The organism is Bacillus sp. ABP14 (genome assembly GCF_001831375.1).
GTDB lineage: Bacteria > Bacillota > Bacilli > Bacillales > Bacillaceae_G > Bacillus_A > Bacillus_A paranthracis.
In genome coordinates, this window is record NZ_CP017016.1 from 4,855,091 (window position 1) to 4,873,499 (window position 18,409).

General features: G+C 36.1%; 14 protein-coding genes. 9 read left to right on the forward strand and 5 right to left on the reverse strand.

Annotation, left to right across the window (positions count from 1 at the left end; all coding sequences use genetic code 11):
* Nucleotides 1–15: 15 nt before the first annotated feature.
* A complete protein-coding gene (gene lldP, locus BGI23_RS25445; RefSeq protein WP_070807191.1) occupies nucleotides 16–1,674 on the reverse strand; it encodes an L-lactate permease in 1,659 nt (552 codons plus the stop codon).
* A gap of 296 nt (nucleotides 1,675–1,970) precedes the next feature.
* Here lldP and BGI23_RS25450 point away from each other — a divergent pair, with 296 nt between their 5' ends.
* Complete coding sequence (locus BGI23_RS25450) at nucleotides 1,971–2,288, forward strand: magnetosome magnetite crystal formation protein family (protein WP_001014102.1); 318 nt, start codon at nucleotides 1,971–1,973, stop codon at nucleotides 2,286–2,288.
* Between the two features lie 51 nt (nucleotides 2,289–2,339).
* On the opposite strand, the gene BGI23_RS25455 is transcribed toward BGI23_RS25450, so the two are convergent.
* Both BGI23_RS25455 and BGI23_RS25460 read right to left on the reverse strand, forming a co-directional pair.
* On the reverse strand, nucleotides 2,340–2,831 hold the full coding sequence (locus tag BGI23_RS25455; RefSeq protein ID WP_001139083.1) for a metal-binding protein: 492 nt from the start codon (nucleotides 2,829–2,831) through the stop codon (nucleotides 2,340–2,342).
* A gap of 50 nt (nucleotides 2,832–2,881) precedes the next feature.
* The gene (locus BGI23_RS25460) at nucleotides 2,882–3,247 is read right to left on the reverse strand and encodes a YkvA family protein (RefSeq protein ID WP_000435501.1); all 366 of its coding nucleotides are present in this window, start codon (nucleotides 3,245–3,247) and stop codon (nucleotides 2,882–2,884) included.
* Between the two features lie 545 nt (nucleotides 3,248–3,792).
* Between BGI23_RS25460 and BGI23_RS25465 the strand changes: the two genes are divergently transcribed.
* The 6 genes from BGI23_RS25465 (at nucleotide 3,793) to BGI23_RS25490 (ending at nucleotide 12,939) form a co-directional block, all read left to right on the forward strand.
* Nucleotides 3,793–5,721, forward strand: a complete 1,929-nt coding sequence (locus BGI23_RS25465; protein WP_000665331.1) for an LTA synthase family protein — start codon at nucleotides 3,793–3,795, stop codon at nucleotides 5,719–5,721.
* Between the two features lie 510 nt (nucleotides 5,722–6,231).
* The gene (locus BGI23_RS25470; RefSeq protein ID WP_001998631.1) at nucleotides 6,232–7,116 is read left to right on the forward strand and encodes a D-amino-acid transaminase; all 885 of its coding nucleotides are present in this window, start codon (nucleotides 6,232–6,234) and stop codon (nucleotides 7,114–7,116) included.
* 210 nt (nucleotides 7,117–7,326) lie between these two features.
* Entirely contained in the window at nucleotides 7,327–9,081 is a 1,755-nt protein-coding gene (locus BGI23_RS25475) for a C40 family peptidase (RefSeq protein WP_070807192.1), read from the forward strand.
* A 345-nt stretch (nucleotides 9,082–9,426) separates the two neighbouring features.
* The gene (locus BGI23_RS25480) at nucleotides 9,427–10,638 is read left to right on the forward strand and encodes a NupC/NupG family nucleoside CNT transporter (RefSeq protein WP_070807193.1); all 1,212 of its coding nucleotides are present in this window, start codon (nucleotides 9,427–9,429) and stop codon (nucleotides 10,636–10,638) included.
* A gap of 247 nt (nucleotides 10,639–10,885) precedes the next feature.
* Complete coding sequence (locus BGI23_RS25485; protein ID WP_044791998.1) at nucleotides 10,886–11,641, forward strand: GGDEF domain-containing protein; 756 nt, start codon at nucleotides 10,886–10,888, stop codon at nucleotides 11,639–11,641.
* A complete protein-coding gene (locus BGI23_RS25490) occupies nucleotides 11,638–12,939 on the forward strand; it encodes a glycosyltransferase family 2 protein (protein WP_000988770.1) in 1,302 nt (433 codons plus the stop codon). Before BGI23_RS25485 ends, BGI23_RS25490 begins: the two co-directional genes overlap by 4 nt.
* 564 nt (nucleotides 12,940–13,503) lie before the next feature.
* Here the strand turns inward: BGI23_RS25490 and opuD are convergent.
* Nucleotides 13,504–15,021, reverse strand: coding sequence for a glycine betaine transporter OpuD (opuD, locus tag BGI23_RS25500; protein WP_001229108.1), 1,518 nt, complete (start codon nucleotides 15,019–15,021; stop codon nucleotides 13,504–13,506).
* A 664-nt stretch (nucleotides 15,022–15,685) separates the two neighbouring features.
* Here opuD and BGI23_RS25505 point away from each other — a divergent pair.
* Together BGI23_RS25505 and BGI23_RS25510 are read left to right on the forward strand one after the other, a co-directional pair.
* Nucleotides 15,686–16,549, forward strand: coding sequence for a cell wall-binding protein EntA (locus BGI23_RS25505; protein WP_000733322.1), 864 nt, complete (start codon nucleotides 15,686–15,688; stop codon nucleotides 16,547–16,549).
* 79 nt (nucleotides 16,550–16,628) lie between these two features.
* Nucleotides 16,629–16,931, forward strand: a complete 303-nt coding sequence (locus BGI23_RS25510) for a DUF3910 family protein (RefSeq protein WP_001102522.1) — start codon at nucleotides 16,629–16,631, stop codon at nucleotides 16,929–16,931.
* Between the two features lie 91 nt (nucleotides 16,932–17,022).
* Here BGI23_RS25510 and BGI23_RS25515 read toward each other — a convergent pair whose 3' ends face one another.
* Nucleotides 17,023–18,402: a zinc ribbon domain-containing protein gene (locus tag BGI23_RS25515; protein WP_070807194.1), complete on the reverse strand. Its 1,380-nt coding sequence runs from the start codon at nucleotides 18,400–18,402 to the stop codon at nucleotides 17,023–17,025.
* Nucleotides 18,403–18,409: the final 7 nt, after the last annotated feature.

Consider the following 18,409-nt stretch of genomic DNA (forward strand, 5'->3'; position numbering starts at 1 on the left):
TATTTCTTTCGCTCTTTACGGAATCATCCAAGTTAAATAATAGGCCTGAACATAAGTCATAATCCCCACAATTATTACGAAGAACAAACTATGCTTCACTGTAAAGCGGAATAAATCTGATTCTTTTCCAGCAAGTCCAACTGCTGCACAAGCAATTGCAATCGATTGTGGAGAAATCATTTTACCTGTTACACCGCCCGTTGTATTTGCTGCAACGAGGAGTACTTCAGATACACCGACTTGCTGTGCTGTAATTGCTTGTAAATTTGAGAACAGTGCATTCGCTGACGTATCAGACCCTGTTAAGAACACACCAATCCATCCTAAGAATGGTGAGAAGAACGGGAATAGTCCGCCAGTTCCTGCTAACGCTAATGCTAGTGTAGAAGATAATCCAGAATAGTTTGCGATAAATGCAAATCCTAATACAAATCCAATAGATAGAATTGGCATTTTCAATTCACTTAAAGTTTCTTTAAATGTTACTGCTGCATCTTTTACACTCATTTTCAAAATCAGCATGGAAATGAGACAAGCAATTAAAATTGCTGTTCCAGTTGCTGATAATACATCGAGCTTCAAAATTGCCTCGTACGGCGTCGGTTTATTTACAATAGGCTCTGCTTTCATTACTAAATTGTGCAAACCTGGAATTTCAAACTTAAACACAAGACTTTCTAACGCGCCTCCTGGAGCAAATAATGCTTTAAAGAAACTTTGACTCCAAATGACTACCATAACCGTTAATACGATAAATGGAGACCATGCCTTTACTACTTTTCCTAACGTTAATTTCGGCATCGATGCCGCTGTTGTCGCAGCTGCTTCTCTATTTGCTTGCCCCGACTGATAAATTTCTTTCGGTTGCCATACTTTTAAGAAAAGCGCTAAACTAACTAAACTTACAAGTGCTGACGTAATATCCGGAAGTTCTGGCCCTAAGAATGTCGCTGTAATGAACTGCGTAATGGCAAATGAGCTACCCGCTACAAATAAAGCAGGCCATGTTTGTCTTACCCCTTTTAACCCGTCCATTAAAAATACGATAAAGAACGGAACAAATAATGATAAGAACGGTAATTGATGTCCAGCCATTTGTCCAATTTTATGTGGATCAATACCAGTTACTTGTCCAGCAACTGTAATCGGAATACCCATCGCTCCGAACGCTACTGGCGCGGTATTTGCGATTAAACAAAGACCAGCCGCATATAAAGGATTTAACCCAAGACCTGCAAGAAGCGCTGCTGTAATCGCTACTGGTGCACCAAATCCTGCTGCTCCTTCTAAAAATGCTCCGAATGAAAAACCGATTAAAATAACGAGTAAACGATGGTCATTCGTAATGGACAATACAGATGCACGAATGACATCAAATTGACCTGTTTTCACAGAGATTTTATATAAAAATACCGACATAATGATAATCCAAGCAATTGGCCATAGTCCGTATAAGAAACCATATCCGGTCGCTGCCATCGCCATTGTGAACGGCATCTTATAAGCGAATAACGCCACTAAAATTGTCAGTACAACTGTAATAAATCCTGCCACATACCCCTTCATGCGGAAAACTGCTAAAGCTAAGAAAAAAAAGATAATCGGAATAAGTGCGACCGCTGCCGAAATCCAAATGTTTCCGAACGGATCATAAACTTGTGTCCATGTGTTCATTATTCTCTCCCCCTAAAAAATCCCCTTTTAAATAGAATAACCTCATCAATAGACTATCAGGTCATCATACCTTTCAGCCTAAAAATAAAAAACGTTTAAGAAAACGTTTTCAAAAGATTTCTTTTATACTGTACCATAACAATTTCCTTTTAAAAAGATTTTTTTGAAAATTTTATTATTTAACGAAAAAATCTTACAAAATCGTCATGTTCTTGTAATGTTCATCGATAGAAAGCTTGCCAAAACTATTGCATAATAATAGTATAACAACGGACATTATTTATGAGGTGATATATATGAACGGAAACAAAATATTAGCAGCTTTATCATACTTTAGTGTATTATTTGCCCCTATCTTATTCCCTATTATTGTGTGGATTGTGGGCGATGCGGAAACGAAACCACATGCAAAACGTGCTCTATGGACACACATTATCCCAACGATTGCTTCATTTATTGGGGCCATTGTTTTAGGAATTATGGGTATCGGATCTGAACAGCCAGATGTAACATTCGGAATTGGATCAATCATCGTTTTATGCATCTGTGGAATCATTAGCTTATACTACTTTATTTGGAACATTGTAAAAGGGATTAAAGTATTAAAAGCTTAATTTTAAACAAACGTTTGATTAAAAAAAGACACTTGCAATTGCAAGTGTCTTTTATCTTCTGCGCTTCTTCTTTTTTCTCATCATTTTCTTACGACGCGTATTCACTTTATCCGCTATAATGTGAAGCGTGCTTGCCACAACAATTCCCATTACGAACGTTACAATTTCAACCTCATGTTCCTTCGCCATTTCTATTAAATTCCCGTCAAGCGCGATTACATTTAATAGGAATAAAAACGGAGAAAACACAATTAACATGTATGCAATACGAATCACATCACCAAGTATAATTGTGTGTGTAAAGAAGGAGCGATGCGGCATCACCTTCTTATACGGATACCAAAATATACGCAGGAATCCCCATTTATTATACGCATTACTATACGTATCTAAATCCGGTGTTAAAAATGTAGTACCTACTAAAAAGCCAATTGCAAAAGTTAATAAAAAATCAAAATTTGTTAGTCCATACGAAAAGAGCATAAACAAAACAACCGGAAGGGATATTAAGTTTATTTTCGTATGCGTTCTTCCTGATGGCATAATGCACTTCCTCGCTTACGTTCGCCCTGTCACCATGTGACAGTTCTTACCTATTGATCTAATTTCTGATCGATAAAGGATGTGTCTATATCCGAACCAAACCATTCTGCCAACTTCACTCGCGCCTTATCTTTTACAGCATCATCGACGTATAGCGACGCTTGTAATAATGCAGCCATTAACGCCCCTAAATCATCCGTATAACCAATTCCAGCAACGAAATCTGGAATCGCATCAATCGGTGCAATAAAATAAGCAAGTGCTCCAATTACAATAATTTTCACTCGTTTTGGAACATCTGGTTTCTGCAAAACGTAAAACAACAGTAAACTTGCATAAATAACTGACTGCCCTGCCTGCTTTGCGACATGTTTTACTTTCTTCCAAAATGCTTCAACTGAAAATTTTTGCTCCATGTAAAGGCCTCCCTATTTTTTAAAAGAAATAAGCTACAATATGTTTTCAGTAAAAGTTCATCAAAATTACACATAATCTATCAATGAACTTTCATTGTAACAAACAAACTCAAAAAGAACAAGTGTTCGTTAATTTTTACATATTTCCCTTCATATAATAGGTTTCTAGATAACCACTTACCCATTGTCATTTCTTATTTCTCAACAAGAGATTTTTCACTTTCACTTAACATTCTGCTCTACCTTTGTTATATTTTCTAGTTGACGGACATATAAACGAATGTTAAAGTTTTCTCTGGTAGTGACAAATCTCATACAAAAAATGTAAAATGTTATAGTGTTTCTCAGAAATGAATTTTGTTGTATAATACAGAAATGACGTTATGCTTATGAGTAACACAAGAAACTAAAAGGGTATGCATAGTTATAGTCGTATATGGGTGAATATAGAACCTCTAATTATGGCCAAGAAAACTATGTATTTTTTATTTTAGCATTTTTCGCTCCAAAATCGACCAAGCCTGATAGAGAAAGGGTGGAAATGAATGAAAGAAACCTTGAAATCACAATTTCAAAATGTGCGTTTCACTGCATTCGTAGCTTTAGCCTTATGGTTGAAGACATATCTTATTACACGCACAAGCTTTGATTTAAAACTTGAATCTTTCATGCAAGAATTCATTTTATTCCTGAGCCCATTAGCAGCATCATTACTGCTTGTTGGTCTTGCATTATTTGCAAAAGGGAAAAAACGTAACTATATAGCACTTGGAATTAATTTTGTCTTAACAATCGTTCTTGTTGGTAACGTAATGTTCTACGGATTCTACAATGACTTTGTTACTTTACCAGTACTAGGACAAACATCTAACTTCGGAAGTTTAGGTTCTAGTGTAAAAGAATTGTTTAACTACAAAATTATCCTCGCATTTGCTGATATTATCGTATTCTTCATTTTATTGAAGAAGATGAAGAATTTTGCACCGACAGAACGTGTAGCACGCCCAATGCGTTCCCTATACTTCGTGTCAACAATTGCTATTTTCTTCGCAAACTTAGGATTGGCAGAAGCTGAGCGTCCAGAACTATTAACACGTTCATTCGACCGCGTTATGCTTGTTAAAAACTTAGGTTTATATGTACACCAAGTGTATGATCTTGGCTTACAAGCAAAATCAAGTTCACAAAAGGCATTTGCTGACGGTAGTAAGTTACAGGAAACAGAGAACTACGTAAAAACAACGCAAAGCAAACCAGATCCAAATATGTTTGGTACTGCAAAAGGGAAGAACGTAATCGTTGTCTCTCTTGAGTCATTACAAACATTCTTAATTGGTGCAACAGTTAACGGACAAGAAGTTACACCATTCTTAAACCAATTTACGAAAGAAAGTTATTACTTTGATAACTTCTTCCATCAAACTGGGCAAGGAAAAACATCTGATGCTGAATTCTTAGTAGATACTTCCATGTATCCACTAGACCGTGGTGCTGTATTCTTCACACACGGTAACAACGAATACACAGCAACTCCAGAAATTTTACGTCAGCAAGGATACTACACTGCAGTATTCCACGCAAACAACGCAACATTCTGGAACCGTAACATTATGTATCCGGCACTTGGTTATGATCGTTACTACAACGAGCTTGACTATAAGATTACGCCAGAAACGAAATTAAACTGGGGATTAAAAGATATCGAGTACTTTGATCAATCTATCGATATGTTAAAACAAGTGAAGCAACCGTTCTATACTCGCTTCCTTACTTTAACAAACCATTACCCATTCACTTATGATGACAATACAAAATTAATTGATGAATACAATTCTGGCGATGGCGTATTTGACCGTTACATGGTAACAGCTCGCTACTTAGACGAAGCAATGAAACACTTTATTGAACGTCTAAAAGCAGAAGGTATTTACGACAACTCAGTTATCGTATTCTACGGTGACCACTACGGTATTTCTGAAAACCATAACCGTGCAATGGCACAGTTCTTAGGAAAAGAAGAAATTACTGCGTTTGACCATATGAACTTACAAAAAACACCGATGTTTATTCACGTTCCAGGTCAAAAGGAAGGTAAAACAATTTCAAAACCAACTGGTGAAATTGACATTAAACCAACTATTCTAAACTTACTTGGTGTAGATTCTACGAATGACGTTCGATTCGGTCATGACGTATTCTCACCTGATAATAAAGGATTCGTTGTTCTTCGTGATGGTAGCTTCGTTACAGATAAGTACATGTACACGAACAGTACATTCTACGACCGTGCTACTGGCGAAGTTGTACAACTACCAAAAGAAGAATCTCAACCACTTATTGATCGCGCCCAAAATGAATTGAGCATGTCTGACAAAATCATTGAGGGTGACTTACTTCGCTTCTCTGAAAGCAACAAGATCAAAACTGGTGAAGTAAAGACAGCTATTAAAGAAGAAAAGAAGAGCGCTGAGTAATCTCAGCCTCTTTTTTTATATTCCTCCATACAATTACTTATATTCATTAACTTTAACATTACATAACCTTTACCAAATATTCACATAGAATTAATGAAGTATCTCTATAATAAAATATGTAAACGAGGTTCTATATATTTCTTATCTCTCATCTGTAATAAGATCCCTTAAAGAAATATGTGAATCGTTTATTTCTACTTTCTTATAATTGTCTTTCAATATGTTTTGTTTCCATACACAAAACATTCAATAAGACGATGTCCCTATGAAAGATAGCTACCCTCCTTGTGCAGCATTCCATAAGAATGTTGCTTTTTTTTATTTAAAAGCAGGATTCTTATTTCTTATTTTCGAATTTGTATATACGAAATGCTGTAAATCACTACCACTTCTCTACCATTTACAAATACATATACGTCATATGTAAAGAATTACTCACATAAAAATTACTGTAGTGATTTTTATTCCAAATGAATGAAAACTTCACTTTACTTATGCACTTACGAAAGGATGGGACGAAAATTGGCATATGAAAGATTTGTACTTTGGAATGATGCAGTTATTGATACAACGAAACAAAAAACGTACATAGACCTTGAGGAAAGAGGCTTGCAGTTTGGGGATGGTGTCTACGAGGTTATTCGTCTATATAAAGGGAACTTTCACTTATTAGATCCGCATATCACAAGATTATATCGCTCCATGGAAGAAATAGAATTAACACTCCCTTTCTCAAAAGCGGAACTGATTACCCTACTTTATAAACTAATCGAAAATAATAATTTCCACGAAGATGGAACGATTTATTTGCAAGTATCTCGTGGTGTACAAGCTCGTACCCATACGTTCTCATATGACGTCCCTCCAACAATCTATGCCTATATTACAAAGAAAGAAAGACCAGCGTTATGGATTGAATATGGTGTACGTGCCATATCAGAACCGGATACGCGCTGGCTACGCTGTGATATTAAATCATTAAACTTATTACCGAATATATTAGCTACTACGAAAGCGGAACGAAAAGGTTGTAAAGAGGCCCTTTTCGTACGAAATGGTACTGTAACTGAGGGCAGCCACTCTAACTTCTTTCTCATTAAAAACGGAACTCTTTACACACATCCAGCTAATCACCTTATTTTAAATGGCATTATTCGTCAATATGTTCTTTCTTTAGCGAAAACCCTTCGTATTCCAGTACAAGAAGAGCTTTTCAGCGTTCGTGATGTTTATCAAGCGGATGAATGCTTTTTTACAGGAACGACGATTGAAATTTTGCCGATGACTCATCTTGATGGAACCGCAATCCGAGATGGTCAAGTTGGCCCTATCACGAAAATGCTGCAACGATCATTTTCTCAGAGTTTGTTACAATCCAATATGTCATCTTCTTAAACACGAATAATTTCTATCCTTTCTACATTCAATATATGTATTTAAATGGAAATCAAGGTATAGATTTATGCCTTGATTTTTTCTTGTAATCTTTTTGTCATATTCAGATTCCCGCATAAGTCTTGACAGTAATCGACATGCTCTTTAGAATTTTTAACAGTTGGTAAATATTTCTTCACTACATTACAGACAGAAAGGAATCGACAAATTATGAAAAAATACCTTGCCGGTCTTGCGGCAGTGTCTGTAGCAGGAGGAGCAGCACCTACACTTGATAGTGTTCAAGCTGCCCCTGAACAAAATACACAAAAAGCTGCTACAACTGTCCAAGCTTCTGCATCAAACAGCTCATCTTATACGGTAAACGCTAGCGTATTACATGTTCGTGCAGGATCAAGTACTTCTCACGACATCATCTCGCGCGTTTATAACGGTCAATCACTAAACGTGATTGGCGAAGAAAATGGTTGGTACAAAATTAACATGAATGGCCAAACAGGCTTTGTTAGTGGCGAATTTGTATCAAAAAATGGTGCGAGCAATTCAAATGTAAGTACAACAGGTGGAAAAAATAAAGTTACTGCTGATGTATTACGTGTACGTACCGCTCCTAACACTTCTAGTTCTGTTTCAGGACGTGTATATGAAGGACAAACATTAAACGTAATTGGTCAAGAAAATGGTTGGGTAAAAATCAATCATAATGGACAAGTTGGCTATGTAAGTGGCGAATTCGTATCTGGTGTTTCTTCTAATGCAGGTTCTTCAAACAACAATACGAATAATAACAACCAAGAATCTGTAAAACCAACAAGCGGAAACTATACAGTAAATGTATCTTCCCTTCGTGTTCGTACAGGTCCTAGCACTTCTCACACAACTGTAGGTTCTGTTACAAAAGGACAAGTCGTACAAGTTGTTGGTGAAGTTCAAGATTGGTTCAAAATCAATTATGCAGGCCAAACAGCTTACGTAAGTAAAGACTACGTAACAAAAGGCGGTTCTAGTGATAACGTTACACAAGGAAACAACCAAGATAACAAACAAGAACAAAATAATAATGTAACTGTCCAAACTGGCGGTACTTACGTTGTTAACGCAACATCTCTACGCGTACGTACAGGCCCTGCTACTTACCATAGCGTAATTGGTGGCGTATTAAATGGTACGACATTAAACGTAATTGGCTCTGAAGGTAGCTGGTTTAAAGTTAACTATCAAGGAAAAACAGGCTACGTTAGTAGCGAATTCATGAAATTCGTTAAAGGTGGCACTACTACTCCTGAGCAACCAAAACAACCTGAACAACCTAATCAAGGTGCAATTGGTGACTACTACATTAATGCTTCTGCCTTAAATGTACGTAGTGGTGAAGGTACAAATTATAGAATCATAGGCGCACTTCCACAAGGACAGAAGGTTCAAGTAATCTCTGAAAACTCTGGATGGAGCAAAATTAACTACAACGGCCAAACTGGTTATATCGGCACACGTTACCTTTCTAAAACACCAGTTGGTGGCGCAGTAGATAATAAGCCTAACAACAACCAAAATAACAATCAAAACAACAACAATAATAATAACAATACAAGCAATAATAACGGTGACAGTTCTTCCGTACTTGCATATGCAAAATCAATGCAAGGTGTACCTTACGTTTGGGGCGGAACTTCTGCTACTGGTGTTGACTGCAGTGGTTACATCTACCACGTATTTAAGAAATTTGGTCATAACATTAGCCGTCAAAGTGTTGCAGGATATTGGGGTAGCCTACCACAAACTTCAAATCCACAACCAGGTGACTTAATTTATTTCCAAAACACTTATAAATCAGGTCCTTCTCATATGGGTATTTACCTTGGGGGCGGATCATTTATCCAAGCTGGAGATAAAGGTGTAGCAATCGCTTCATTAAGCAATTCTTATTGGAGTAAGCACTTCTTAGGTTATACGAAAGCACCTTAAGTTATATTTTTAGAGCCTTCTAGATTACTAGAAGGCTCTTTTTAATGTGTATAACCTATTTCCTTAAAAAAATAATGTATCTATTTTCCTATTTCATACACTATATTCTACAATAATGATCCATAACGTTATCATAATGTATATTTTTACATAAAAAACATAACCTATTTCATGTCTAATCATTTCATATGTGTTTTTTTGAAGAATTTTCTTTTTATTTAAACTTTTCGTTAGACGTTTGACCTCTGATGTCCATTATGATAAGTTACTTAAGATGTTATATTTGCAGAAGTATAGACAACTGTTTTATACATTTTTTTACTATGAGGAAGGAGCATACACTGCATGAATCTTTTATGGGGAATTGGCGGCGTGATTGGAGTATTAGCAATCGCTTTCTTACTATCTTCCAACCACAAAGCTATTAATTGGCGCACAATTTTAATCGCGCTAGCATTACAAATGTCATTTTCATTTATCGTATTACGATGGGATGCTGGAAAAGCAGGTTTAAAACACGCTGCAGATGGCGTTCAAGGATTAATTAATTTTTCTTACGAGGGAATTAAGTTCGTTGCTGGGGATTTAGTCAACGCAAAAGGCCCTTGGGGATTTGTTTTCTTCATTCAAGCACTACTTCCAATCGTATTTATTAGTTCATTAGTTGCAATCTTATATCATTTCGGTATTATGCAGAAATTTGTCAGTGTCGTTGGTGGCGCATTAAGCAAACTTCTTGGAACTTCTAAAGCAGAAAGTTTAAACTCTGTAACGACTGTATTTTTAGGACAAACTGAAGCTCCAATCTTAATCAAGCCTTACTTAGCACGTTTAACAAATAGTGAATTCTTCGCTATTATGGTAAGCGGTATGACAGCTGTTGCCGGATCAGTTCTTGTCGGCTATGCAGCAATGGGTATTCCGTTAGAACACTTATTAGCAGCAGCAATTATGGCAGCTCCATCAAGTCTATTAATTGCGAAACTAATTATGCCAGAAACAGAACAAGTAGATAATAACGTTGAACTTTCTACAGAGCGTGAAGATGCAAACGTTATTGACGCAGCAGCACGTGGTGCATCAGAAGGTATGCAACTTGTTATTAACGTAGCAGCAATGTTAATGGCTTTCATCGCATTAATTGCTTTATTAAACGGTTTATTAGGATTAATTGGCTCTCTGTTCCATATTAAACTTAGCCTTGATTTAATCTTCGGTTACTTACTATCACCATTTGCAATCTTAATCGGGGTTTCTCCTGGTGAAGCTGTACAAGCAGCAAGCTTTATCGGTCAAAAACTTGCAATCAACGAATTCGTTGCATACGCAAACTTAGGACCACATATGGCAGAGTTCTCTGCAAAAACAAATCTAATTTTAACATTCGCAATCTGTGGATTCGCAAACTTCTCTTCTATCGCAATTCAATTAGGTGTAACAGGAACATTAGCTCCTACTCGCCGTAAACAAATTGCACAATTAGGGATTAAAGCAGTTATCGCTGGTACATTAGCTAACTTCTTAAACGCAGCAGTTGCAGGTATGATGTTCCTATAAAATAAAGCAAGTCCCCTCTTTCTAAAGAGGGGACTTTTTATTTTCTTAGTATATATTAAATACTTTATGCCGAAATATAAAAACATTATGATACAATAATTATCAAGTCTGTTTATTTTTTCTTACAAAAGAGGGATACTACTTATTGTTGCTCTCTCAAAAAGAATATAGTCATCCGGTCTATTTCTTAATAATTGCGCATACTACAAGTATCCTTGTATGAATTATCTTTAAGGAGGAAAGTTTTGTGAAAGATAACTTCTATAAAGTCCTCTCTATGTGGATTTTACAAATTTTATTTTATTTTACAACTGTACATGTAACGCAATATGAGCATGCTCTCATTTTTACAATTATATATGTAATTGTTAATGTACTATTTCTATTTTTGCCTGATAAAACTGCATTTGTTTTCTTCATATTAGGAACCATTATTTCGGTATTCTACCTATTCTACCAAGCATGGCTTTACTTATGGAGTACATCAGAACAATGGGAATACATTATTACTCACTTCCTAATGGCAGCAAATTTCTTCATTGTATATATCTCCACTCATCTATTAAAGAAGGTTATTCATGAAAATAAAGAATTAACCGAACGTGTGAGAACGTTAGAACAATACATCGGAGAATCGAAATTATTAACAAGACAAGAATTTGAGAGACGACAAGCATTATTAATCAATGCAATGAATCGTCGTAATGAAACAGGCGTTATGATTTATTTTGATTTCACTTCCTTTAGTAAATATACAAAGGAAAGTGTTATGGACCGTGTAGCTTCCTTATTAGTTGAAACCGTAAGAGCTGACTTTGACCTTGTTGCTGAGTATGATAACAACACATTAGTCATTTTATTACAAAATACAAATGAAGCGGGTGCCGATATTGTAATGAACCGTCTACAGCCTAAAATGGAAAAATGGCTTGCAGATGAGGCTATTCAAGACATCAAGATTAAACGAGAACAAATCGCTACAAAAGGACCGAAGTTATTATGATGACACTCGTTATACTTCTTTTATTCCTTCTATTTTGCGTACTCGTTTTTTGGATCAGCATCACATTTTCAATTAAGTATGTACTTATTTTTACAGCCTTTCTATTCTCTGGCTTACTCGTTTACTATTCTTTCTTAACACTCGCAGGTTTAGTTCACCGAAGTAGGAAACAAAAAGATCGTACGCTAGAACATTACCCAAGCGTCGATATTTTAATACCAGCTCACAATGAAGGCGTCGTGATTAAGGATACTTTAGAGGCGATGGCAAAGATTGAATATCCAGGCAAACTAACTGTTTATTTATTAAACGATAACTCGCAAGATGAGACACCTGAAATTGGTGACGATTTTGACAAAGCTTATGCTCATATTCGTCACATTCGTGTTCCACCTGGTGAACCAAAAGGAAAATCACGTGTATTAAACTATGGCCTTAGTATTTCAGATGGTGAATACTTCTGTGTTTATGATGCAGATAACCAGCCTGAACCACATGCACTGCGAATGCTTGTAGAACACGCTGAAACAACCGAGGATGCTGTTGGAGCTGTTGGGCATGTTCGTACTGTAAATGAAAAAAGAAACTGGCTAACACGAATGATTTCGTTAGAATTTCAAATCTTCCAGCTCCTTATGCAATCCGGACGCTGGTTACTATTCCAAACAGGTTCACTAACAGGAACAAACATGCTTCTTCGTCGCGCTGCATTAGAAGAGCTTGGCGGCTATGACCCTTATGCAATTGCTGAAGATGCTGAATTAACATTACGAATTACACAAAAAGGTTATCTCCTGCCAATCGTTCCAGAGTCAATTACATGGGAACAAGAACCTGAGCATTTAAAAATCCTTATTAAGCAGCGTACACGTTGGCTTCAAGGGAACTTGTACATTTTAGAAAAAATGTTTTCTTCATTAAGTTTCTTTAAAGGAAAACTACTCGTCCATTCTTTACAACAAGTTTTAGTGTATGTTGTATTTTGGTTATTCTTAATCATTTCGAACGTTTGGTTTGTAATTGGGTTACTCGGGATATTCCAAATTCAATATAGCATTCCACTACTATTTATGTGGTATGTCGCATATGTTACATATGTTTCTCAATTATTTAGTGCCCAGAGTGTGGAACGAACCTTTACACCAACTAATATTTTTATTAGTGTTATCATGTACTTTACGTACGCACAGCTCTTTACGTACTTATTCATTCGTAGCTTAATTTTATACTTACGTGCAAAAAGCAAGAAACAAGTCATTGGCTGGGATAAAACTGTTCGATTCAAAAAAGATAAATAATAAAAATAAGCACAGAGCGCCGTATGCTCTGTGCTTATTTATTGCCGTATAAATTATATATCAGACAATACCCCTTAGCTGAAAGTAATTTCACGTCCATCCCCCAACGAACGATCGACCTTCATTTATATACGAAAAAGTGATTGCTATTTTTGTAGAACCAATTGCTTCTCTTGCTGCTCTTTGCGCGTTTCAGTCTTAGGTTCCGTGCTTTCTTGGACACTACGATGTGCCACACGTTTCAAACAAATATGCTTCCACTTTCTTTCGTAACGTTTCATTATTCTAGATGTCCCCCTTGAATGCGCTTTAAAACTATTTGAAATCGCTTACAGGAAATAATATAGCACATATATATAAACGTGACAACACATTTCCGACAATTTTTTGTCAAAAATACGAATAGAATTTGCAAAACATCGAACATTGTCGAAATATATCGATTTTCATTCATATAAAAGGCATACTACTAATATAGTAAAGTATTTTATTTCCCTTACTTGCAGTTTAAGTTCCTTCTATATAAAAAAAGAGCTGATACATAATCAACTCTTTTTCCTTCTATTATTTATGACGCTTCATACGCCCTTCTTTTTGTAACTCTTTAAATAATGCTGCCATCATAAAGAAAATAACGAAGACGAATGGGAATGCTGCAATGATAGCTGCCGTTTGTAAGGCTTCTAATCCACCTACATATAATAAGATAGAAGCTAGAGCAGCTAAAACGATACCCCAGATCATTTTAATACGATTTGGTGGATTTAAACTACCATGTGTCGTTAACATCCCTAAAACGAATGTCGCTGAATCTGCAGATGTAATAAAGAATGTAGAAATAAGAAGAATAGCTAGAACAGATAACGCTGATCCAAAGCTTCCCATCTGATCAAACATGGCGAATAATCCTACTTCTGTTCCCATCTCTTTAATTTTTTCAAAGATATGTGCATCACCAAACAGTTCCATATGAATACCAGTCCCGCCGAAGACTGAGAACCAAAGAGCACCAATTATTGTCGGTACGAGTAACACACCGATAACAAATTCACGAATGGTACGCCCTCGTGAAACACGAGCAATAAATGTACCTACGAATGGTGACCATGCAATCCACCATGCCCAATAGAAAATTGTCCATGATTGAATCCATTGATTTCCGCCTTCATCTAATGGACTTAATCGGAAACTCATACTTGGCAATTCCTGAATATAAGAACCGATTGTCGAAGTGAAGTAATTCATAATAAAGTTTGTTGGACCTGCAAACAATACAATAATCATAAGTGCAAACGCAAAAATAATGTTTGTATTACTTAAATATTTAATTCCTTTATCAAGACCTGTTTGCGCAGATAACATAAATAACACTGTTACGATTGCAATAATGACTAACTGCGTCGTTAATGAGTTCGGGATAGATGTTAAATAACTAACACCACCGGCAATTTGTTTTGCGCCAAGACCTAATGATGTTGCCACACCAAACACAGTCGCGAAAACAGCTAACACATCAAATAAATGAGCAATACGTCCATGGTCCCCGCCTTTAAATAACGGCCCTACTGTCGCACTAATTGTACTTGCTTTTCCTTTTCTAAAAGTAAAGTAAGCAATACAAAGCGCTACAAATGCATATAGTCCCCACGGATGTAATCCCCAATGGAAAAATGAAAAACGCAGCGCAAGACGCGCACTTTCCTCAGTTGCACCTTCTCCAAACGGAGGCGCGTATAAATGGTTTAATGGTTCGGCAACGCCCCAGAAGACTAAGCCGATACCCATACCAGCACTAAATAACATAGCAAACCATGTCATATAACTATAATCAGGCTCGTCATCATCTTTCCCTAAACGAATAGAACCGTATTTCGAAACAATTAAAAAGATAGACACACCTAAAATAATAGAAACAGAAATAATATAAAACCATCCAAACTTACTAACTAATGCAGTTTGAATTGCGGTTGTTACATTTCCTAAGCTACCTTTTCCGATAATAGATTCGGGAATAATCCCCCAAATTGTAAATGCAATACATAATGTTAATGAAACGATGAATGTTTTTGTCAGTTTCCTCATCAAATCCCCCTTCGTAGGTTTTACCTTTATAAATAACATTAATTCCGATATGTAAAATCGGATAGAAAACTATAATTTTGCGGTGATTTTTTTACTTTCACCTTCACCAACTAGAATTCTGATGGACAGCCTTACCTTCCGTATAATCTTTTCACTCTGCAAGAGCTATAAGATCGAAATACTGCTGTCAAATTGTGCGAGAAAAATGCGGATGGGAATGTATTTTCCCAAAAAAGGATGTGTTACAGATGTAAAAAAGGGCATTTTTCTTCCTTGCAACCCTTTCTCTTTGTAACAATTATGCGGTTTTTTTGCTAGTATATAGCACGTGTTTATAGTTTCACAAACGAAATGTTTATGTTTATATAACTATATTACCCATAAAACGGTAAAATACTCAAGGAATGTAATCGTTTAGTAAACATCATGTAACACTCCTGTAATATTTTTATTTACGTCGAAAACAATACGTTGTATTAAATATTTTGAATATAAGTAGAAACCTACTAATTATATAGAATGAAAAACGCTTTCCTATATTTTTTGTTATATTACAGCATGTTAACGACTTATTACGAATGGTTTGTAATTGTGTGTTTTCCCGAAATCCGAAAAAATCTGTTGCTATAATGAGGACACGAAAACAAACGCAATGGAGGCTATCATGAAAAAATTAATTGGTATAGCAACAGCAGCAGTTTTTGGTCTTGGGATTTTCACATCATCTGCTAATGCAGAAACTGTTGTAACAACAGACGTACTAAATGTACGCGAAAACCCTACTACTGAATCAAAAGTTGTCGGTAAATTACTAAACGGTAATAAAATAGATGTTCAAAATACAGAGAACGGATGGTCAAAAATCACTTTAGATGGTAAAGACGCATTCGTAAGTGCAGAGTTCACTAAAAGCATCTACTACGTAACAGCTAACGTATTAAACGTACGTGCTGAAGCGAACACAAACTCAGAAATTCTTGGGACGCTTAAGAAAGATGATATGATTGAAACAACGAACCAAGTACAAAATGAGTGGTTACAATTCGAATATAACGGAAAAACAGCTTATGTTCACGTTCCTTTCTTAACAGGTACAGCACCTGTTATTGAGAAACAAGAACAACCTGCTCCTGCTAAAGCGCAAGCACCAGCTCAAGCACCTGCAAAACAAGCTGCTAAGCCTGCTGTAAAGGCTGCTGAAACTAGCACACCTTCTGGTGGTCGTGAGTTAACAGTTGTAGCTACAGCATATACAGCTCATCCGAGCGAAAACGGTGGCACATATGGCGGCCGTGTATTAACTGCAATGGGTCATGACTTAACAGCGAACCCAAACATGAAAATGATCGCTGTTGACCCGAAAGTAATCCCATTAGGATCTAAAGTATGGGTAGAAGGTTACGGAGAAGCTATCGCTGGAGATACTGGCGGTGCAATTAAAGGTAACCGTATCGACATCCTACTTGGATCAGATAGTGCTGCTCAAAAATGGGGCCGCAAAACTGTTAAAGTGAAAATTTTAAAATAACCAATGACTGCTAAGGCCACTTCTCTTTGTTGAGAGCTGGCTTTTATTTTTTTATAATAGTTATAAGGAGGCTATACTCATGAATGTACAAGCAAAAGTAGACTGGATCGGTACACCAAAACCGTATATATATAAAGATGAAGTAACATATGACGCTACTTCTATTGATTTTTCACTCGCTGGCGACGACAATCGCTATAAATTAATTGTGCTCAAGTCTGAAGAAAATACACATTACAAATTTGTCCAATATGGAATCAAACCCGGCTCACAAAAACCGTTCCCTATCGATATTCCATTTGAACAAAATATGTTACCAATGATTGAACAAATATTACGTGATCCATATGTACAAGCGATATTAAAAGAGACGCGCTCATAATTGTAAAAAAAATATCCACGGTTTGACACGAAATATTGAGTTAGCTACAAAATAAAAGAGGCTGTTCAAATATTGAACAACCTCTCTCATATTAACGAGTTGGACCAGATACTTCCTCTGACTTAAGCGTATTATTCGCTCCAAGAGAATGGTACAATATCTTTCCATTTCCATTCACAGTAACGATATGATCATTATTAAAGCTTTTGAACTTCACAGAGCCATCACCGTAACGAATATGATACTCTTCATATGTCGTTACTTTATATTTCGTAGCACTTTGACGCTCTACATTACGAATTTCCATTGTTAATAAATCTTCTGTAATTCCTTTTTTGTGTAAATACTGTATATAATCACGGTCTTCCTTGTACGATTTCCCGCTCTTATCATAATTATTTTCAATTAGGCTAAAATCATTTAATGAAATCGCACGCACATTATCATAAAGATGATTTCGTACAAAGTCGCCGACAGCCGAACTTGATGTTTCTTTCGGGAATTTTAAGTAATACGTGCTCTGGTCTCCGATTTTAACACTTTCAGATTTCATCACACCAAAATCAGTAGTTTTCTCTAAATGTACTTCTACTGTTTCATCTGTGGATACAGGACCAAGCTTATAACTTCCATAGCTTAATTTTCCACGTTTTTTTCCATTCACAAATACAGTTGCATCATTATCATCAGAAGAAATGGTTACATACTTTCCTTCTAATGATAATGTCACATCCACTTTCGCCTCTTTTTCATCTGCCAAGTCCACTTCTTTTTCTGTTTCTAACTCAGTTAGTTCCGTCTTCGCTTTTGCCTTTACAACGTAAGAACCAGGGAAATATGGACCAACTTCTTTTGAAGTTTTATCACTCGATAACTCTGTCTCTTTCTTATCATTCACATATATTTCAGCGCTTTTCGCAGTTGTGCTTACATTCATATAATAAGATTTCATATTAAATTTATATTTCGGATATAAGAACCATTCTTTCCCGTCTTCTATAATTTGACCATCTTTAAATGATGCTTTATCACTTGCTAGTTTTTGATCTACTGTCTCTCTTTGTAAATAAGATAGCAGTTCTTTATTATAAGAAGGATTTTCTTTTAAATAACGGATATATCCTTTAATATCGTCAACTTTCACTTTCAAACTCGGATCATCTACTTTTACAAACTCATCAATTGCATTCGCATCTTTCTTTTGGAATGCTTCAATCATAGCATTGACCTGCTTTTCTTTTGAAAACTTACTTGCCCCAAATTTATACGCACCAAACAATATAGCAAAGATAACAACAAAGCCTATAAGTAACAGTATATTTTTCTTACTTTTCACTGGCTTTATTTCTCGTTGTACTTCTGAACGAGAAGAAGCTGCCTGATCAGCAATTACATCTACCTTACTTCCACACTCGGAACAAAAGTTCAAATGATCCGCAACTTGTTTATTACATTTCCCACAAAACTTCAAATGGCTC